This is a genomic window from Parviterribacter kavangonensis (assembly GCF_056863335.1).
In genome coordinates this window covers 659,315-676,174 of the sequence record NZ_JBXPJA010000001.1, presented here as the reverse complement: position 1 = coordinate 676,174, position 16,860 = coordinate 659,315, and the positions used below count along the sequence as shown (strand labels likewise).

The window sequence follows — 16,860 nt, the reverse complement described above, 5'->3', positions numbered from 1 at the left end:
GACGGCGAGCATAGCGGAGTCAGCGCCTGCTGGCAGCCCCTTCGTCACGAACGCGACGAGCGAACTCCTCGACCGACACGCTGCCGGTGTCGCCGACCTTGTGCTCGCGGACGGCGACCGTTCCCTGCTCGGCCTCGCGGTCGCCGATGACGAGCATGAACGGCACCTTCCGCAGCTCCGCGTCGCGGATCTTGCGGCCCACGGACTCGGTCCGCTCGTCGACCTCGGCGCGCACTCCGGCCTCCTTGAGCTGCCGCTGCACGCCGCGGGCGGTCTCGGCGTGGCGGTCGGCGATCGGCAGGACGATCGCCTGCACCGGAGCCAGCCACACCGGCAGCTCCCCCGCCGTGTCCTCGAGCAAGATCCCGATGAAGCGCTCGTAGGAGCCGAAGAGCGCGCGGTGGAGCATCACGGCGCGGTGCTCGGCGTTGTCGGCGCCCGTGTACGTGAGGTCGAACTGCTCGGGCAGCTGGAAGTCCATCTGCACGGTGCCGAGCTGCCACGAGCGGCCGAGCGAGTCGGTCATGTGGAGGTCGATCTTCGGGCCGTAGAACGCGCCGTCGCCCTCGTTGATCGTGTACTCGAGGCCCTTGTCGTCGAGCGCCTTGGCGAGCAGCGCCTCGGCCTCGTCCCACTGCTCGTCGGCGCCCATGCGGTTGTCCGGCCGCGTCGACAGCTCCAGCGCCACCTCGATGCCGAACGGCGCGTAGGTCTCGAACGCCATGTCGAGGCACGCCTTCGCCTCGTCGAGGGCCTGGTCGTGGGTGCAGAAGATGTGGGCGTCGTCCTGCACGAAGTGGCGGACGCGCAGGAGGCCGTGAAGCGTGCCGGACAGCTCGTTGCGGTGCAGCAGGCCGGGCTCGCTGTAGCGCTGCGGCAGGTCGCGGTACGACCACTGCTGCATCTTGAACAGCTGCGCGTGGCCGGGGCAGTTCATCGGCTTGAGGCCCATCGGCTTGTCCTCGGCCTCGGTGATGAACATGTTGTCGCGGTACTTGAACCAGTGGCCCGAGGTCTTCCACAGCTCGGCGTCGTAGATCTGCGGCGTCTTGACCTCGGTGTAGCCGTGGCGGTCGCACATCTCGCGCGAGAGCGCGACGAGCTTGTTGAAGACGTGCGTGCCGGGCGGCAGCCAGAACGCGGAGCCGGGTGACAGCTCGGAGAACGTGAACAGCCCGAGCTCGCGGCCGAGCTTGCGGTGGTCGCGGGCCTTGGCCTCCTCGAGGCGCTGGAGGTGCTGCTCGAGGTCGTCCTTGGAGAGGAACGCGGTGCCGTAGATGCGGGTGAGCTGCTGGCGGTTCGCGTCGCCGCGCCAGTACGCGCCGGCGACGGACTGCAGCTTGAACGCCTTGATGCGCTTCGTGGTCGGCGCGTGCGGGCCGCGGCAGAGGTCGGTGAACGGGCCGTTCGTGTAGAGGCTGACCGTCTTGACGCCTTCGTTCTCGATCAGGTCCTCGATCAGCTCGACCTTGTACGGCTGGTCCTCGTTGCGGAAGCGCTCCAGGGCCTGCTCGACCGTCACGTCCTCGCGCACGAACGGCTCGTCGGCCTTGACGTGCTCGCGCATCTTCTGCTCGATGCGCTCGAAGTCCGCGTCCGAGACGGTGACGCCGTCGGGGAACTCGAAGTCGTAGTAGAAGCCGTGCTCGATCGCGGGGCCGATCGAGATCTTCACCCCCGGGTAGAGCTCCATCACCGCGGTGGCGAGGACGTGCGCCGTGTCGTGGCGGACGAGCTCGAGCGCCTCGTCGCTCGACTGCGTGACGATCTCGATCGGGCCCTCGTTCAGCGGGGCCGAGAGATCGCGCAGGTCGCCGTTCTGCTTGACGGCCAGCGCGGCGCGCGCGAGGCCGGGGCCGATCGCCGCCGCCGCGTCGGCGCCCGTCGCGCCGTCCTCGAGCTCGAGCGCCTTGCCGTCGGGGAGCGTGACCTTCATCGCGCGTGATCCTAGTGCCGCGGCGCAGTGTGATCCTTGTCACGAACAGGTGTTCGCGCCTGGATACGGTGGGTAGTCACCTGCGGGGCTTCCGAGGGCCGCTTGCGGCCGCGCCCCGCCTGTTCCGTTGAACCCGACTCCCTCCGGGAGGTGACGCAGCCTGCGTCTTCGAACACCCATCGCCCTGGGCGTGACCGCGGTCGCGCTCGCCCCCAGCACCGCGTTCGCCATCGGCATCCAGCCGGCCGGCCAGGTCGCCGACGCCGCGAAGATGACCGAGCGCGCGCATGACCGCGCTGTGAACCGCAACGTGCGGATCTACGAGGAGATCGCGCGGCTGAAGGGCGAGAAGCCCGACGCCAACCGCCGCAAGGACCTCTCCGACTGGACGATCACGCACGTGCGCCGCGACACCGCGCGCCGTGCCAAGCGCGTCCGTGCGCTGCGTGAGCAGGCCGAGGCGGCTCATACGGCGCAGGCCGCTGGGGCCACGCCGGCCGCCACCGGCAGCACCGCGTCCGCCGGCCTCGAGGCCGTCGCCGCGTGCGAGTCCGGCGGCGATCCCACCGCGGTCGACGCCTCCGGCACCTACCGCGGCAAGTACCAGTTCGACCAGCAGACATGGGAGAGCGTCGGCGGCAGCGGCGATCCCGCCGCGGCCCCCGAGGCCGAGCAGGACGCGCGCGCCGCGCAGCTCATGGCGCAGCGCGGGTCGAACCCGTGGCCCGTCTGCGGCTGAGCATCGGCTCGGCGGGGTAGCGTCGCGGCGCGTGGAGCTACGCGCCGCCTTCCCCGTCCTCGAGCACACGGCGTACCTGAACGCCGGCACCTGCGGGCCGCTGCCATCAGCGGCCCGCACTGCGTTCACTCAGGCCTACGACCTCGGCGAGCGCGACGGCCGGCGCCTGCCGTACTACGAGCGCTCGATCGCGTTGCGCGAGCGCCAGCGCGAGGCGTACGCCGGGCTGCTCGGGGCCGACGCGTTCGACGTCGCGCTGACCACCGCGACGAGCGACGGGATCGGCCGTGTCGTCTCCGGTCTGCGCCTCGGGCGCGGCGACGCGATCCTCATCGCCGAAGACGAGCACCCGGGTCTGACCGGGCCGGTGCTCGCCGCGAGCGTGCGTCGCGGTGTGGAGGTGCGGGTCGCGCCTTTGGCCGAGCTGCCCGGCGAGGTCGGGCCACGCACGAAGCTCGTCGCGTGCTCGCACGTCGGGTGGGTGCGGGGAGACCTCGCCCCGTCCTTCGCGTCCGTGTCGCCCGACGTGCCGGTGCTCCTGGACGGCGCGCAGGGCATCGGCGCGGTGCCGGTCGATGTGCGCGCCCTCGGGTGCGCGTTCTACGCGGGGTCGGGCCAGAAGTGGCTCTGCGGCCCCGTCGGCACGGGGATGCTCTACATCGCGCCCGCGTGGCGCGAGCGCCTCGACCCGAGCGGCCCCGGATATCCCGGCTACGCCGACTCCTCGCGCCCGCTCGATCCCGGCGCGCTGCACACCGACGCCCGCCTGCACGACGCGCCCGCGGTGTCGACCGAGATCCTCGCGGCAGCCGTCGCGTCGCTCGACCTCCTCGAGGGCTTCGGCTGGAACGCCCTCCAGAGCCGCGCGGTCTCCCTCGCCGCCACCCTCGCCGAGCGCCTCACCGAACGCGGCCGCGTCGTCGCGCCCCGGGGCGACACGACCCTCGTCTCCTGGGAGGACGCCGACCCACCCGCCACCGCCGAACGCCTCGGCCACGAGGGCATCGCCGTCCGCCACCTGCCGATGACGCCCTACGTCCGCGCGTCCGTCGGCGCGTGGAACGACGAGTCCGACCTCGACCGCCTCCTCGCGGCCCTCTGAGTCAGCGGCGCTGCCAGGCGCCCGGGGCGTCGAGGCGGTCGCGGACGGCTGCGGGGAGCTCGCCCTTCGCGACGTCGGCGAGGGTCACGTGCTCGAGGACCTCGCGGATGCTGACGCGGAGGGCGACCCAGACCTCGCGGAGTGGCTCGGCCGCTCCGGGGAAGTCGACGGCGTCGGGGGACCGGCCGCCGACGTTGGCCAGCGGGCCGTCGATCGCGCGGATGACGTCGGCGATCGTGATGTCCTCGGCCGGCTGGGCGAGACGGTGGCCTCCCTCGGGGCCGCGGCGGCTCTCGACGATGCCGGCCTGCCTTAGCCCCTGGAGGATGTTGTCGAGGAACTTGCGCGGGATGTCCTGCGCGTTCGCGATGGCCTCGGCTTTGATCAGCCCGCCGCCGTTCTGCGCCGCGAGCTCGGTCGCGGCGCGGACCGCGTAGTCGACCTTCGCAGTGACGCGCACGCGACCATCCTGCCATTCGGCCCCGCGGGAACGGCGTCAGGCCAGCTCGCGCGCCTTCTCGGGCCGCACCCAGACGATCTGGCCCTCCTGGAGATCGAGCGGCTCGGCCTCGGCCCGCGAGAGCTGCGCGGTGAGCGGCTGCCCCTCGCCCAGCGCGAGCTCGACGCGCACCTCGAAGCCGACCCGGACGACCCGCTCGACGATCGCCTCGCGGGCGCCGTCCTCGGCCTCGTCGAGCAGCGTCAGGTCGTGCGGCCGCACCAGCCGGCCGTCGATCTCCGACACCGGACCGACGAAGCCCATGACGAACCGGTTCGCCGGGCGGTCGTAGAGGTCGTCGGGCGTTCCCGCCTGCTCGATCGCGCCCTTGTTGATGACGACGATCTGCTCGGAGACCTCCATCGCCTCCTCCTGGTCGTGCGTGACGAAGATCGTCGTGACGTGGACCTCGTCGTGCAGCCGGCGCAGCCACTCGCGCAGCTCCTTGCGGACGTTCGCGTCGAGCGCGCCGAACGGCTCGTCGAGCAGGAGCACCCGCGGCTGCACCGCCAGGGCGCGCGCCAACGCCATGCGCTGGCGCTGGCCGCCGGAGAGCTGGTTCGGGTAGCGGTCGTGGAACCCGTCGAGGTGGACCAGAGCGAGCAGCTCGTCCACCCGCGCGCGGATCTCGTCCTTCGGCCGCTTGCGGATCGTCAGCCCGAACGCGACGTTGTCGCGCACGGTCATGTGCTTGAACGCGGCGTAGTGCTGGAAGACGAAGCCGACGCCGCGATGCTGCGCGGGCTGATCGGTGACGTCGTCGCCCTCGATGAGCACCGACCCGGCATCGGGCTGCTCGAGCCCGGCGATGACGCGCAGGAGCGTCGACTTGCCGCCGCCGCTCGGGCCGAGCAGCGCGGTCAGCGATCCGTCGCGGACGGTGAGCGACACGTCGTCGAGCGCGGTGAAGTCACCGAACTGCTTCGAGACGTTCCGTACCTCGATGGCCATCAGGCGGTCCTCTTCCCTCTCCTGCGGTCCAGCAGGGTCATCGCCAGCAGCGTCGCCAGGGCGATCAGCGCCAGCAAGGTCGACGCCGCGTAGGCGCCGGCCAGGTCGAAGTTCTGGAAGCGCTTCTCGACGAGAAGCGTCATGGTCTCGGTCTCGCCGGAGATCTTGCCGGAGACGACGGAGACCGCGCCGTACTCGCCGATGCAGCGCGCCACGGAGAGCACGACGCCGTAGGCGAGGCCCCAGCGGATCGCCGGGATCGTGATCTTGCGGAACGTCTGCAGCGACGAGGCGCCGAGCGTCTGCGCCGCCTGCTCCTGCTCCGTCCCGATCTCGCGCAGCACCGGCGCGACCTCGCGGACGACGAACGGCAGCGAGACGAAGATCGTCGCGAGCACGATGCCCGGCACGCTGAACACCACGCGGATGCCCGCGTCGGTGAGCGCGCTGCCGAACCATCCCTCGCGGCCGTAGAGCAGCAGCAGGGCCAGGCCGATGACGACGGGCGACACCGCGAACGGCAGGTCGATGAACGCCGACAGCACGGCCTTGCCGCGCACCTTGCTCCGCACCAGCACGAGCGCCGTGACGACGCCGAGCACCGTGTTGATCGGCACCGCGATCAGCGTGACCATGATCGTCAGCCAGAACGCGTGGATCGCGGCCGGCGTCGTGATGCTGTCCCAGACCTCCTGGAGGCCGGGCTCGAACGTCTTGTAGACGACGACGCCCACGGGGATCGCGAGCAGCGCCAGGAGATACCCGAGCGCGACGAAGCGCAGGCTCAGGCGGCCGACACGCTCAGACATCGTGCTTGGCCCCCCAGCGCTCGAACACCCGCAGCCCGATGAGCACCGCCAGCGACACCGCCAGCAGCACCACCGAGACGGCGGCGGCGCCGGTCGTGTTGTCCGACTCGATCTGCTTGAACGCGAACACGGACGTGACCTGCGTGTCGAACGGCTTGTTGCCCGAGATCAGGACGACGGAACCGAACTCGCCCACCGCGCGGGCGAACGCGAGCGCGACGCCCGACACGATCGCGGGCACGAGGTTCGGCAGGACGATGCGGCGGAAGATCGTGAAGCCGCCCGCGCCGAGCGAGGCGGCGGCCTGCTCCATCTCGCGGTCGAGCTCGATCAGCACGGGCTGCACCGCCCGGACGACGAACGGCAGCGTCACGAACAGCAGCGCCAGCAGCACCGCCGTCTTCGTGTACGCGATCGCGCTGCCGTAGAGGGCGAGCAGCGTGAGGCCGGCGACGATCGTCGGCAGCGCGAACGGCAGGTCGATGAGCGCGTTGACGATCCGCTTGCCGCGGAAGTCGTCGCGCACGAGCACCCACGCGATCACCGTGCCCATCACGGCGTTGATCGCCGCGACGAGCAGCGAGACGAGCACGGTGAAGCGCAGCGCGGCGACGGCCTGCCGGCTGCTGACGGCGTCCCAGAAGGACGACAGGCCGTTCTCGAGCGACTTGTCGACGACCGCCGCGAGCGGCAGCAGGACGATGATGCCGATCCAGAGCGTCGCAACGCCGAAGCCGAGCGCACCTTGGCTCAGCTTCGGCGTCCGGACGCGCCGGGCGGCGCGCGGTGCCGCGACGGCGCTCACTTGGCCGTCGACACCCCCGCGTCCTCCTCGATCTTCGCGATCTTGCCGTTCTCGACGTCGAAGAGCTCGTCGTTGACCTTCGACCAGCCGCCGAGGTCGTCGATCGTCTTCAGCGTCGCCGGGGTCGGGAACTTGTCCTCGTTCTTCTCGAGGACGGTCTCGTTGACCGGCCGGTAGCCCCAGTCGGCGAAGCGCTGCTGCGCCTCGTCGCCGACGACGTAGTCGAGGAACGTCTTCGCCGCCTCGGGCGCCTTCGACGTGACGGCGGCGTCGATGTCGATCTTCAGCGTGTCGTCGGGGCGGACGAGCTCGAGGTCCTTCTCGCCCTTCTTGACGGCCGTCGTGTACTCGTACTCGTACGAGATCAGCACGTCGCCCTCACCGCCGGTGAACGTCTGCAGCGCCTCACGGCCGGACTTCGGCTGAACGGGCACGTGCTCCTTGATGAGCTTCTCGACGTAGTCGAGGCCGCCGTGGGCGTAGCCGCCGAGCAGGTTCCACTTCGCCGCGCCCGAGGTGAACGGGTTCGGCGTGATGACCTTGACGCCCGGCTTGAGCAGGTCGTCCCAGCCCTTGATGCCCTTCGGGTTCCCCTTGCGCACGACGAAGGACACGATCGACGTCGTGATGAGGCCCTTGGTGGGCGTGGTGTTCCAGTCCCGTGCGACGAGGCCGGCGTCGACGAGCCGCGTCATGTCGGGCTCGGTCGAGAACGTCACGTAGTCGGCGGGCAGACCGGCCTCGACGGCGCGGCTCTGGTCGCCGGAGGCGCCGTAGGAGCCCTTGAACTCGACGCCCTCGCCCTCGGGCGTCTTCTGGAAGTCCGGGATGATCTCGTCGTAGACGACCTCCGGCGTGGAGTACGCAACGAGGTTCAGGGTCGTCTTCGAGCCGCCGCCGGAGCCGGAGCTCGCCGAGGCGCTGTTCTTGTCGTCCTCGGCGCCGCCGCAGGCCGCGAGCACCGCGGTCACGAGCATCAGGCTCAGGGCAGCGAGGAGGGTTGGGGTCCGCTTCATCGGCCCCAGAATACACATTGTTGATCGCTTTACCCGGTATTGTCCACAACGTCAGCGGTCATGGACGATCCGGGCGCGCTCTTTGGCGCTCGGCGCGGCTACCGGCGCTCGACGAACGCGGCCTTGCGCTTGATGCAGAAGCTGCCGCCGGTGCAGATGCCGTACCAGCGGCCGCCCTTGACGGGCACGCGCCCGCCGATCGCGTACTTCCCGCCGTCCGTCCCTGGGGCGACGTTGATGGCGTACCAGCGGCCGATCTCCCAGCCGCCGGGGAAGCCGGCGAAGGTCGCGTCGCGGCCGGCCGTGCGGCCGTCGCGCGAGCCGGCGAGCCGGCCGCGGGCGAAGCCGCTGCGCTGGCCGCGCCGGAAGATCTGCTTGTAAGCGGGCGTGCCGCGGCGGTACTCGGCCTGCGCCTCGGTGCGGCCGAAGCGCTCGCCCTCCCGGGCTCCGCGGTCGTACGCACCGGGCGCGTCGGCGGCCTGGCGGCCCGCCACGAACCCCACGGTCGCCGCGGCCGCGGCCATGAGCAGCGCGAGGCCGAACGAGAGCGCGAGGGATCGCCAGAACCGCATGGCCTACGCCGCGTCCGCGAACGCCTCGTCGAGGATGGGCAGCCCGCCGGACTCGATCGCCGCGAGCCAGTGGCGCACGGCCGCCGCGGGCATGGGCTGCGAGATGCCGAAGCCCTGCGCGACGTCGCAGCCGAGCGACCGCAGCTCCTGCCACAGGCGCGGCTCTTCGACCCCCTCGGCGACGACGAGCATGCCGAGGTTGCGCGCGAGCTCGATCGTGGAGCGGACGATCACCCGGTTGCGGCGCAGCTCCAGATTCGCGAGCGCCATGAGCTTGCCGCCCGCGAGCGGGACGGAGACGAGCGCGAGCACGAAGAACCCGAGGAGGAACATCGCTCCCGCTCGATCGGCCGGTCGTGGCCGCTCTTGAGGGAGTCGGCGCGCCGCCACGTGCGAGGATCCGCCGATGCCGGGCCGGCTTCCCGAGCGCCTCGACGGCTCTTCGACCGCGATCCGCCGCGCCCGGCCGGCCGACGCCGGGGCGCTGCTGGCGCTGCGGATCCGCAACCGGGACTTCCTCGCGCCGTGGGATCCGCGGCGCGACGACGCGTTCTTCACGCTCGGCGCGCAGCGCACGATGCTGGCCGACGCCGCGCGCGCGTGGGACGAGGGCCGGGCGTACGGGTTCGTCGTGCTCGATCGCTCGGAGGGCGATCGCGTGATCGGCCAGGTGACGATCTCGAACATCGTGCGCAGCGTGTGGCAGAACGGCACGCTGGGCTACTGGATCGACGAGGCGAGCGGCGGGCGCGGCCACGCGACGGAGGCGGTCCGCCTGATCACGCGGTTCGCGTTCGGGCCCGCCGAGCTGCACCGGCTGATGCCCGCGGTGATCCCGCGCAACGTGCGCTCCGCCGCGGTGCTGCGCAAGGCCGGCTTCCGGCTGGAGGGGCGGGCGCTGCGGTACCTGCGCATCAACGGCGTGTGGGAGGACCACGACCTCTACGCGCTCACCGCCGAGGAGGCGTGAGCGCGCGCGCCTAGTCGTCCGCGATCTCGATGCCGAGCGCGTGGCCCAGCTCGGCGGCGTGCTCGACGAGGTCGGGCCAGGGCATCCGGGCGCCCCTGAGGTCGGAGAACGAGCGCAGGCCGGTGAGGCGGCAGCCGGCGAGCGCCGTCCGGTCCAGCCGCGCGCCGTCGAGCGTCACGCCGGTGAGGTCGCAGCTCGTGAACCTCACGTCGGCGAGGCGGGCCTGCTCGAGGCTGCTCTCGCTGAGCACGCAGTCGACGAGCTCGACGCGCTCGAGCGTCGCGGCGGCCAGCAGCGCGAGGTCGATGCGGCAGGCCTCGAGCCGCACGTCGAGCAGCGTCGCCTCCAGCAGCTGCGCGCCCGTCATCCGGCACTGGCGCAGCACGACCCGGTGCAGCTCGGCCCCGCGCGCGCCGAGGTTCGCGAGGTCGGTGCCGGTCAGCTCGGCGTCGCGGATCTGCAGCCGCGGCAGCTTCAGGCCGGCGAGCGACGCCGGACCGATCCGCGTCTCCTCGATCCGCGGGTCGCCGGCGAGCTCGGCGCCGTCCAGCCCCGTGGTCGCCGGGGCGTCGCGGTCGAGGCGCGGGACCATCGGCTCACGGATCGCGGGCGGCGCCTGCACGCCCGCGACCCTACGCGGCGGGTCAGCGGATCACGAACGTGCGGCGGCCAAGCAGCGCGCCATAGCGCGGCGCGGACCGCGAGCCGTAGGCTGCCCAGACGTACCACGCGTAGCGGCCGGGCGGCAGGTCGCCGAGGCGCAAGCGAGCGCGCGCGGGCCAGCGCGTGAGCACCTTGCGGCCGGCGCGGAAGAGCTGCACGTTGTAGAACCGCGCGCCGCGCACCGCCCGCCACCTCAACAGCGGCCCGCCGCGCAGGCGCGCGCCGTCGGCGGGCGAGAGCAGCGCCCCGCGCGATGCCGCCGCCGTCACCGTCGTCCGTGCGGTGTTGCCCGCCGCGTCGGTTGCCTCGACGGCGTACGAGTACGTGCGGCCCGGCTTCGCCGTGCGGTCCGTGAACCGGCGCGCCGCGCCGCGGTAGAGGACCGTTGCGCCGCGCAGGAGCCGGACGCCCGTGGCGCCCTCCGCGACCCAGCCGACCTGGACGCCGCGCGCCGTCCGCCGCGCCGTGACCGCGGTGAGCCGCGGCGGCGTCGCGTCGTAGCGGATCGGCAGCGGCGCGGCCGCGGAGACGTTGCCCGCGCGGTCGCGGCACGTCCCGGTCGGCAGGGCCGGATCGCCGTCGGGGCCGGCGTAGCGAAGCGCCGTGCACTCCGCGATGCCCGACGTCGCGTCGGAGCCCTGCCACACGAGGTCCACGGGCGCGGTGAGCCAGCCGGTGTCGGTCGCGGCGCGGGTCGCGGCGGCGCTCGTGACGGTCGGCGGCGTCGCGTCGAAGCGGAAGCCGAAGGGCAGCGACGCGCTGACGTTGCCCGCGCGGTCGCGGCAGGTGCCGGACAGTGATCCCCCGCCAGTGTCCGGCCCACCGTAGGACGACGCGGTGCACGACGCGATCCCGGACGTGGCGTCGCCGCCGGCCCAGGTGACGTCGAACGCCCGGCTGTACCAGCCTTCGTTGTCCGGTTCGCGCGACGGCGTCGCGGCCGTCGCCGCCGGCGGCGTGGCGTCGAGGCGGATGACGACGGACTTCTCGGTGATGCCGCCCTCGCTCTCCACCCGGCAGAGCCGCGTCGTGCCCGGCGTGTCGTCGGCGATGACAGACGGCTCGCAGCCGACGATCTGCTTGATCCCGCCCTCGGGCTCCGTGATCGTCCAGGTCACGCTTACCTTGCCGCGGAACCAGACCCCGTCCCCCTGCGTTCCGTCGACGGCGACGGCGATGTCGGGCGGTGTCGTGTCGACCGCGGCAGCGGGCGCCGGCACGATGAGCACGGCCGCGCAGGCGAGCGCGACGATGACCCTCATCCCGGAAGCCCCCGCCGCGTCGCGGTGATCGTCACGGCCGCGCCGCCGAGCGCCAGGAGGATGAGCGCGAGGCCGCCGGCGACCATCACGGCCGAGCGGTCCGTCGCGGCGGATCCAGCGGTGGCGACCGAGGCGGTCGGCCCGGAGATCGCGCGGAAGCGGTGGCCTGCGTACAGCGCCTCGCCGGCGTGTCGCCGAGGCTCCTTCGCCGTCGGTCGTCGTTCCTCGCGCGCGCGAGGCTGCGGCCGTTCGGGCTTCTCTCGCGAGGCCGCCGCGTCGCGCGACGACTCGCCGGCCACGACCGGCCGAGCGCCGTCGTCCTGCGCTGACGGCGTGGCCGTCACGGGTCCGCCCGCTGCGGGGGCGCGCGTCGTCGCCGCCGGCGAGGAGCCGGCCGTCTGCTCGGCCGGCGGTGGCGGATCGGGCGCCGGTGCGGCGGGTGCGGTTGCGCCGGGGACGTCGGGGGCGGGAAGCGCGGCGTCATCGGCCGCAGCGGCGCCCGGCGCGGTGATCACCAGCGCAAGCGCGGCCATCATGGCCACCTCTCTCCGGTGTGGCTGCCGTCCCAAGACGCCTCCTGCGGGGACCGTAATGGCGATGGCGCGCCCGCTGCAAGAGCGGGCGCGCCGTCGTCGTCAGATCACCATCGCGATCCAGGGCCAGGCGTCCTGCCGGGCCCGCTGATCGGTGGCGTTGTCGTTGCCGGAGGCCGACTCGGCCTTCGACGTGTTCGACTGGCTGACCGAGCCGGCGGCGGGCGCCGCCGCCGTCGCGACCTTGCCCTTGTGACCGAAGGGCATCCCGAGGGAGCCGTTCAGGTTCACCGGGCAGACCTGCTCGGACTTGGCCTCGGACCACGCGTCCTGCCAGTTGCCGGCGTGCTGGCCGATCGCCTGCACGACGGTCCCGAGCGCGGGATGGCAGTCGTCGCAGCGGTCAGCCGTGGCCAGCCGGGCGGCAGCCGGAGCGCGGAGGCCGGCGTGCTGCTCGGCGGCCTGCTTGGTCCAGTTGTCGTTGCCCGCGGCCGAGACGGCCATCGAGCTGTTCTCCTGCGACACCGAGCCGGCACCGCCGAAGTTCTCGTTCAGCGCGCCGTCCTGGTGCGAGAACGCCCGCGACCCGGCCTCCTGCCGGCTGTCGGCGTCCTGCCCGATCGCCTGCACGGTCGGCTTGCTCGCGTGGCAGCCGTCGTCGCAGCCGCGGTGCAACATCACGGGGCCGCCGGCGGTCTGCGCCGCCTGCTGCGTCGTGGCGTTGTCGTTGCCGGCCGCCGACATCGCGGAGGAGCTGTTCGACTGGGACACCGCCCCGTCGTTGCCGGGGCTCTTGATCCGCACCGAGATGTTGCGGTTCACCGGGTCGTCCTGCCGCGAGACCGCCTCGGACCCAGCCTTCTGGGCGTTCGAGGCGTCCTGGCCGATCGCCTGCGTCGCTGCGCCCGCGCCCGCCTGCGCCGCCGACTGCTCGGTCGTGTTGTCGTTGCCCGCCGCCGACTGCGCCGACGAGCGGTTCTCCTGCCGCACCGCGCCCGCGTCGCCCGGGCTCATGATGCGAACGGAGATGTTCTCGTTGGTCGGCGAGTCCTGAACGGAGGTCGCCTTCGAGAGCGCCGCCTGGGCGTTGCCGGCCGACTGGCCGATCGCCTGCTGGGCCGCTCCCACCTGCTGGGCCTGCTGGCCCGTGCTGTTGGTGTTCCCCGCCGCGGAGGCCGCGGACGACGAGTTGGTCTGCGTGACCGCACCGTCGTTGCCGGGGCTCATGATCCGGACGGAGATGTTCTCGTTGGTCGGCGCCGTCTGCGTCGACGTCGCCGACGAGCCCGCCGCCTGGCGGCTGTCGGCCGACTGGCCGATGTCCTGCTGCGGCGTGGCCGCCACTGCCGTGCCCCCGGCCACCGCGGGCACGACGCAGGCGCTCGCGATGCACGCGAGGATGACTCGCTTCATCTTCCTGCCTTCCGTTGTCGTTCGTTTGCCTGAGCCGGGCTTGACCGCGCCCGGCGTGCGCTGGCACGAACGACGGAGCTAGCCGGGGCGCTTGCGGCGACGGGCGAACCCGTCCCGGGTCCCGCCGCCCGCCGTTGCGACGCGCCGGGCCCACGCAGCGGGTGGGACCAGCAACACGGCGGCCAGCAGGACGAGAAGCAGGACGAAGCCGATGCCCGCGCCCGCCCCGGCGCCGGCGGCAGCGCCGGCGGTGGCGGGCGGAGCGGGCGATGGAGGATCACCCGCGCCGCCGCCCGCCGACCGTTCGCGCGGGTGGGCGCGCGCGTGTGCACGGTCGGCGGGGCGCGCTGCAGGCGCCTCGGCGCGCGGCGCCGCCCACGCGGCGGCGGCCTGCGGCGAGGGCGCAGCGGGCGGCGAGAGGACGACGTGGTGCCGGGGGGCGGTGGAGGCGTCGCCGGTCGCACGAGGCGCCGACCGGTGCCGGGCCTTGCGGTGCGCCGGCTCGGCGGCGGCGCGTTCGGCCCGCTCGGTGGACGGCGCCGCGGCGGCGTCGGCCGCCTGCGAAGCCGGCGATGCGGCGGAGCCGCCGCCGGCGCGTGACGCCGGTGTCGAAGCGCCGTCCTCACCGGCCCTCGCCCCCGCCGCGTTCGCCGAGTCGCCCGCGCCGGCCGTGGGGGTCACGGCGCCGGAGGCCTCGGCCGTCGCGGCGGGGGCCTGCACCCCGCCCGTCGACGCCGCCGTCACGCCCGGAGCTTGCGCGGTCGCGACGCCGGCGTCCGTGGTCGCGGCCGCGGCGCCTCCCGTCGACTGCACCGTCGCGCCGTCGTCGCCCGCGCTGCCGACGCGGACCGAGACGTCGATGTTGCCGGTGGAGCCGGCGGCGTCGACGTTCACGACCACGGTGACGGAGCCGGGCGCCGGGAGCGCGTCGTCGGCGACGGCGGGCGCGGCGCCCGCGCCCAGCAGGGCCACGGCGGCTGCCGCTGCGATCCCTCGCCTGACGCCATCCCGGGCTTCCACCATCGGACGCTTCGTGCCGTCCGGCGGCCCTCCCCATCCCTGCCATCGCCCGGATCCAGCCGTGATACCGGGGGATATCCCCCCAGCGCAACGCCGCAGCGGGGGCGTACGGTCGCTCGTGTGGCGGTGAGCGAACGGGACGGACGCGACCGGATGCTGGAGACGCACCTGCCGCTCGTCCGCGCGATCGCACGCCGCTACGCCGGGAGCGGCGAGCCGCTCGAGGACCTCGTCCAGGTCGGCACCATCGGCCTGCTCAAGGCGATCGACCGCTTCGACCCCGGACGGGGCACGGACCTGCGCGCGCTCGCCGCTCCGACGATCGAGGGCGAGATCCGCCACCACCTCCGCGACCACGCCGCGATCGTCCGCACGCCCGACCGCGTCCGCGCCGGCGCTGGCCCCGCGCGCGCGGTGCCGCTCGACGCCGTCGCGCCGCCGGCCGCGCCGCCGGACGGCGGGGACGAGCGGGCGCTCGTGGCGGCCGGGCTCGACCTGCTCTCCGGCCGCGAGCGCGAGCTCATCGAGCTGCGGTACTTCGAGGACATGCGCCAAGCGGACATCGCCGCGCGGCTGGGGATCTCGCAGGCGCAGGTGTCGCGGCTCATCAAGCGCGCGCTCGAGCGGATGCGGGCGGGCCTGGAGAACGGCGCGCCGGCGGCGCCGCCTGCGCCCGAAGCCGCGGCGCGCCGGGCCACGCCGGCGGCGGACGGAACGCACAGCGGACGGCTCCTGCTCCGCATGGACCCCGCGCTGCACGGCCGGCTGGCCGAGGCGGCCCGGCAGGAGGGCAGCTCGCTCAACGCCTACATCACGGCGGCGCTCGACCGGTCCCTGCGCCCGCCCGACGAGCCCCCGCCGTCCCCGACGAAGCTCCTGGTCGCGAACGTCGCGGTCATCGCGGCCGCGCTCTGCGCGGGGATCGCCCTGCTCGTCCTCGCGCTCGCCGGCGGCTGGTGACCCGAGGTCAGCGGAACGCCGGCGCGCTGACGGGCAGGTCAGGCGCGGGAAGCCCCTGGACGAGCGTGGGATGGCGCAGCGCGACCGCTACGGCCTGCGCGCGGGTGTGCGCGCCGAGCTTGGGGAGGATGTGCTCGACGTGCTTGGAGACAGTCCGCGCCGTGATCACCAGGCGATCGGCGATGTCGGCCTGGCTGAAACCGGCGGCGAGCAGCGTCAGGACCTCGCGTTCGCGTGGCGTCAACGGCCGGGCACCGTCCGAGGCGACTGGCGGGCGCAGGAGCCGGCGGACGCGGGCCAGCAGCTCGTCGGGATGCGCCGGCTTGGCGATGCTGTCGTCGGCGCCGATGATCAGCGCCGCGGCGTGGTCGGCCGGGTGCGTGCGCTGTGCGGACATGAGCACCACCGGCAGCTCGCGCCCGTAGCGCTCCTTCAGCGCCCGGCACACCTCGTAGCCCGACGTGACGGGAAGGAGCACCTCGCTCAGGACGAGCGCGGGACGCGAGCGGTGGGCGAGCGCCAGCGCCTCCTCGCCCGTGTCCGCCTCGGTCGTCGGGTGCCCGGCCCGGTGCAGGACGGTGGCGGTCTGACGGCGGGCGGGTCCGTCGTCGTCGACGACGAGGATCCACGGCGAGGCCCGGCGCTGGTCGGTAGTGGTGGCGTCCGTCCGCGGCACCGCTCGATTCTCTTCGAGGCGACCCCCCGACGTAGGTGACGTCCTGCCGTACGGCCGGTGACGAACGCTCCCGTCCCGGGCCGTACGTCGAAGACCCGGTGAACGCCCACTGGGCGGGCGGGCGGGCGGAGGAGAGCATCGGCAGTGCGATCGCAGTTCACCGTCCTTCGAGACAACGAAAGGGAGACGGCAATGCGTAAGGTCATCTTGTTGGTGGCGTGCGTGTGCGCCTTCGGCGTCGCCGCCACAACGGCCGTCGCGGGCAGCGCTCACTTCATCAAGAGCGACACGTCCGTCACGCGACAGGGCGACAGCCTGGTCGCGAACTTCAAGGTCGCCGGGCTCGGCGACGAGAACCAGATCCGGGTCGTCCTGTCTGCCGATGCGCAGTGCGTGAACCCCGGCACGAAGAAGCCGCAGGCCGCGAACAAGCAGTCGTTCAGCGCCGACGGGAACTTCCCCGTCCAGAACGGCCGCGCAGAGGGCACGCTGACCCTGACCGCGACCTTCCAGCCGGACTGCGTCCCGCCCATGACGATCCAGTACTCGAACGTCCAGCTCGTCGCCTACGACACCAACGACACGGAAACCCTGTCCGATGACGTCGTCGTGGCGAGGTTCTCGGTGTCCGGCACCTTCTGAATCGCCTGAGACATCCCGAAACGACGAAGGCCCGCTTCGGCGGGCCTTCTTCTTCTCAGTGGGCGATACTGGGCTCGAACCAGTGACCTCCTGCTTGTCGAGCAGGCGCTCTCCCAGCTGAGCTAATCGCCCGGGAGATGGCCGATAGTAGCGCACGGTTCGCGGCTCGCCGCGGCGCGCGGCCGTGGGCCTACACTGACCGGCGCCGCACCCCCGGCGCCGTGGCGGAGTGGTTACGCACTGGTCTGCAAAACCAGGTACACCGGTTCGATTCCGGTCGGCGCCTCTCCGC

19 protein-coding genes and 2 tRNA genes are annotated in these 16,860 nt (G+C 73.2%); 6 read left to right on the top strand and 15 right to left on the bottom strand.

Annotated elements, in window-relative coordinates; genetic code table 11:
* Positions 1 to 19: 19 nt before the first annotated feature.
* Positions 20 to 1,936 carry a threonine--tRNA ligase gene (thrS, locus tag AC1UE4_RS03390; protein WP_482915813.1) on the bottom strand — a complete coding sequence of 639 codons (1,917 nt, stop codon included), beginning with the start codon at positions 1,934 to 1,936 and terminating at the stop codon, positions 20 to 22.
* Positions 1,937 to 2,126: 190 nt separating this feature from the next.
* On the opposite strand from thrS, the gene AC1UE4_RS03385 reads away from it, so the two are divergent.
* On the top strand, positions 2,127 to 2,675 hold the full coding sequence (locus AC1UE4_RS03385; RefSeq protein ID WP_482915812.1) for a transglycosylase family protein: 549 nt from the start codon (positions 2,127 to 2,129) through the stop codon (positions 2,673 to 2,675).
* Positions 2,676 to 2,706: 31 nt separating this feature from the next.
* Complete coding sequence (locus AC1UE4_RS03380) at positions 2,707 to 3,777, top strand: aminotransferase class V-fold PLP-dependent enzyme (protein ID WP_482915811.1); 1,071 nt, start codon at positions 2,707 to 2,709, stop codon at positions 3,775 to 3,777.
* Between the two features lies 1 nt (position 3,778).
* Here the strand turns inward: AC1UE4_RS03380 and AC1UE4_RS03375 are convergent, their stop codons facing one another.
* The 7 genes from AC1UE4_RS03375 to AC1UE4_RS03345 all read right to left on the bottom strand — a co-directional run bounded on the left by AC1UE4_RS03375 (position 3,779) and on the right by AC1UE4_RS03345 (position 8,762).
* Positions 3,779 to 4,237, bottom strand: a complete 459-nt coding sequence (locus AC1UE4_RS03375; RefSeq protein ID WP_482915810.1) for an RrF2 family transcriptional regulator — start codon at positions 4,235 to 4,237, stop codon at positions 3,779 to 3,781.
* 36 nt (positions 4,238 to 4,273) lie between these two features.
* Complete coding sequence (locus AC1UE4_RS03370) at positions 4,274 to 5,227, bottom strand: sulfate/molybdate ABC transporter ATP-binding protein (protein WP_482915809.1); 954 nt, start codon at positions 5,225 to 5,227, stop codon at positions 4,274 to 4,276.
* Positions 5,227 to 6,036: a sulfate ABC transporter permease subunit CysW gene (gene cysW, locus AC1UE4_RS03365; protein WP_482915808.1), complete on the bottom strand. Its 810-nt coding sequence runs from the start codon at positions 6,034 to 6,036 to the stop codon at positions 5,227 to 5,229. Before cysW ends, AC1UE4_RS03370 begins: the two co-directional genes overlap by 1 nt.
* Positions 6,029 to 6,841, bottom strand: coding sequence for a sulfate ABC transporter permease subunit CysT (gene cysT / locus AC1UE4_RS03360; protein ID WP_482915807.1), 813 nt, complete (start codon positions 6,839 to 6,841; stop codon positions 6,029 to 6,031). Before cysT ends, cysW begins: the two co-directional genes overlap by 8 nt.
* Positions 6,838 to 7,857 carry an extracellular solute-binding protein gene (locus tag AC1UE4_RS03355; protein WP_482915806.1) on the bottom strand — a complete coding sequence of 340 codons (1,020 nt, stop codon included), beginning with the start codon at positions 7,855 to 7,857 and terminating at the stop codon, positions 6,838 to 6,840. The genes cysT and AC1UE4_RS03355 overlap by 4 nt, the downstream gene beginning before the upstream one ends.
* 98 nt (positions 7,858 to 7,955) lie before the next feature.
* Complete coding sequence (locus AC1UE4_RS03350; protein ID WP_482915805.1) at positions 7,956 to 8,429, bottom strand: FliH/SctL family protein; 474 nt, start codon at positions 8,427 to 8,429, stop codon at positions 7,956 to 7,958.
* A gap of 3 nt (positions 8,430 to 8,432) precedes the next feature.
* Positions 8,433 to 8,762: an EAL domain-containing protein gene (locus AC1UE4_RS03345; RefSeq protein ID WP_482915804.1), complete on the bottom strand. Its 330-nt coding sequence runs from the start codon at positions 8,760 to 8,762 to the stop codon at positions 8,433 to 8,435.
* Positions 8,763 to 8,835: 73 nt separating this feature from the next.
* Here AC1UE4_RS03345 and AC1UE4_RS03340 point away from each other — a divergent pair, with 73 nt between their 5' ends.
* Positions 8,836 to 9,399: a GNAT family N-acetyltransferase gene (locus AC1UE4_RS03340; protein ID WP_482915803.1), complete on the top strand. Its 564-nt coding sequence runs from the start codon at positions 8,836 to 8,838 to the stop codon at positions 9,397 to 9,399.
* Between the two features lie 10 nt (positions 9,400 to 9,409).
* On the opposite strand, the gene AC1UE4_RS03335 is transcribed toward AC1UE4_RS03340, so the two are convergent.
* The 5 genes from AC1UE4_RS03335 to AC1UE4_RS03315 form a co-directional block, all read right to left on the bottom strand.
* On the bottom strand, positions 9,410 to 10,021 hold the full coding sequence (locus AC1UE4_RS03335) for a pentapeptide repeat-containing protein (protein ID WP_482915802.1): 612 nt from the start codon (positions 10,019 to 10,021) through the stop codon (positions 9,410 to 9,412).
* Positions 10,022 to 10,043: 22 nt separating this feature from the next.
* Positions 10,044 to 11,324, bottom strand: coding sequence for a hypothetical protein (locus AC1UE4_RS03330; protein ID WP_482915801.1), 1,281 nt, complete (start codon positions 11,322 to 11,324; stop codon positions 10,044 to 10,046).
* Positions 11,321 to 11,860 carry a hypothetical protein gene (locus AC1UE4_RS03325; protein WP_482915800.1) on the bottom strand — a complete coding sequence of 180 codons (540 nt, stop codon included), beginning with the start codon at positions 11,858 to 11,860 and terminating at the stop codon, positions 11,321 to 11,323. Before AC1UE4_RS03325 ends, AC1UE4_RS03330 begins: the two co-directional genes overlap by 4 nt.
* Before the next feature lie 99 nt (positions 11,861 to 11,959).
* Complete coding sequence (locus tag AC1UE4_RS03320) at positions 11,960 to 13,270, bottom strand: hypothetical protein (protein WP_482915799.1); 1,311 nt, start codon at positions 13,268 to 13,270, stop codon at positions 11,960 to 11,962.
* Positions 13,271 to 13,348: 78 nt separating this feature from the next.
* Positions 13,349 to 14,242: a hypothetical protein gene (locus AC1UE4_RS03315; protein ID WP_482915798.1), complete on the bottom strand. Its 894-nt coding sequence runs from the start codon at positions 14,240 to 14,242 to the stop codon at positions 13,349 to 13,351.
* A gap of 174 nt (positions 14,243 to 14,416) precedes the next feature.
* Here AC1UE4_RS03315 and AC1UE4_RS03310 point away from each other — a divergent pair, with 174 nt between their 5' ends.
* Positions 14,417 to 15,250, top strand: coding sequence for a sigma-70 family RNA polymerase sigma factor (locus AC1UE4_RS03310; RefSeq protein WP_482915797.1), 834 nt, complete (start codon positions 14,417 to 14,419; stop codon positions 15,248 to 15,250).
* A 7-nt stretch (positions 15,251 to 15,257) separates the two neighbouring features.
* Here AC1UE4_RS03310 and AC1UE4_RS03305 read toward each other — a convergent pair whose 3' ends face one another.
* Positions 15,258 to 15,926 carry a response regulator transcription factor gene (locus AC1UE4_RS03305; protein ID WP_482915796.1) on the bottom strand — a complete coding sequence of 223 codons (669 nt, stop codon included), beginning with the start codon at positions 15,924 to 15,926 and terminating at the stop codon, positions 15,258 to 15,260.
* Positions 15,927 to 16,118: 192 nt separating this feature from the next.
* Between AC1UE4_RS03305 and AC1UE4_RS03300 the strand changes: the two genes are divergently transcribed.
* The gene (locus AC1UE4_RS03300; RefSeq protein WP_482915795.1) at positions 16,119 to 16,568 is read left to right on the top strand and encodes a hypothetical protein; all 450 of its coding nucleotides are present in this window, start codon (positions 16,119 to 16,121) and stop codon (positions 16,566 to 16,568) included.
* Between the two features lie 59 nt (positions 16,569 to 16,627).
* Here the strand turns inward: AC1UE4_RS03300 and AC1UE4_RS03295 are convergent.
* A tRNA-Val gene (locus AC1UE4_RS03295) sits at positions 16,628 to 16,700 on the bottom strand.
* Between the two features lie 83 nt (positions 16,701 to 16,783).
* Here AC1UE4_RS03295 and AC1UE4_RS03290 point away from each other — a divergent pair.
* A tRNA-Cys gene (locus tag AC1UE4_RS03290) sits at positions 16,784 to 16,854 on the top strand.
* Positions 16,855 to 16,860: the final 6 nt, after the last annotated feature.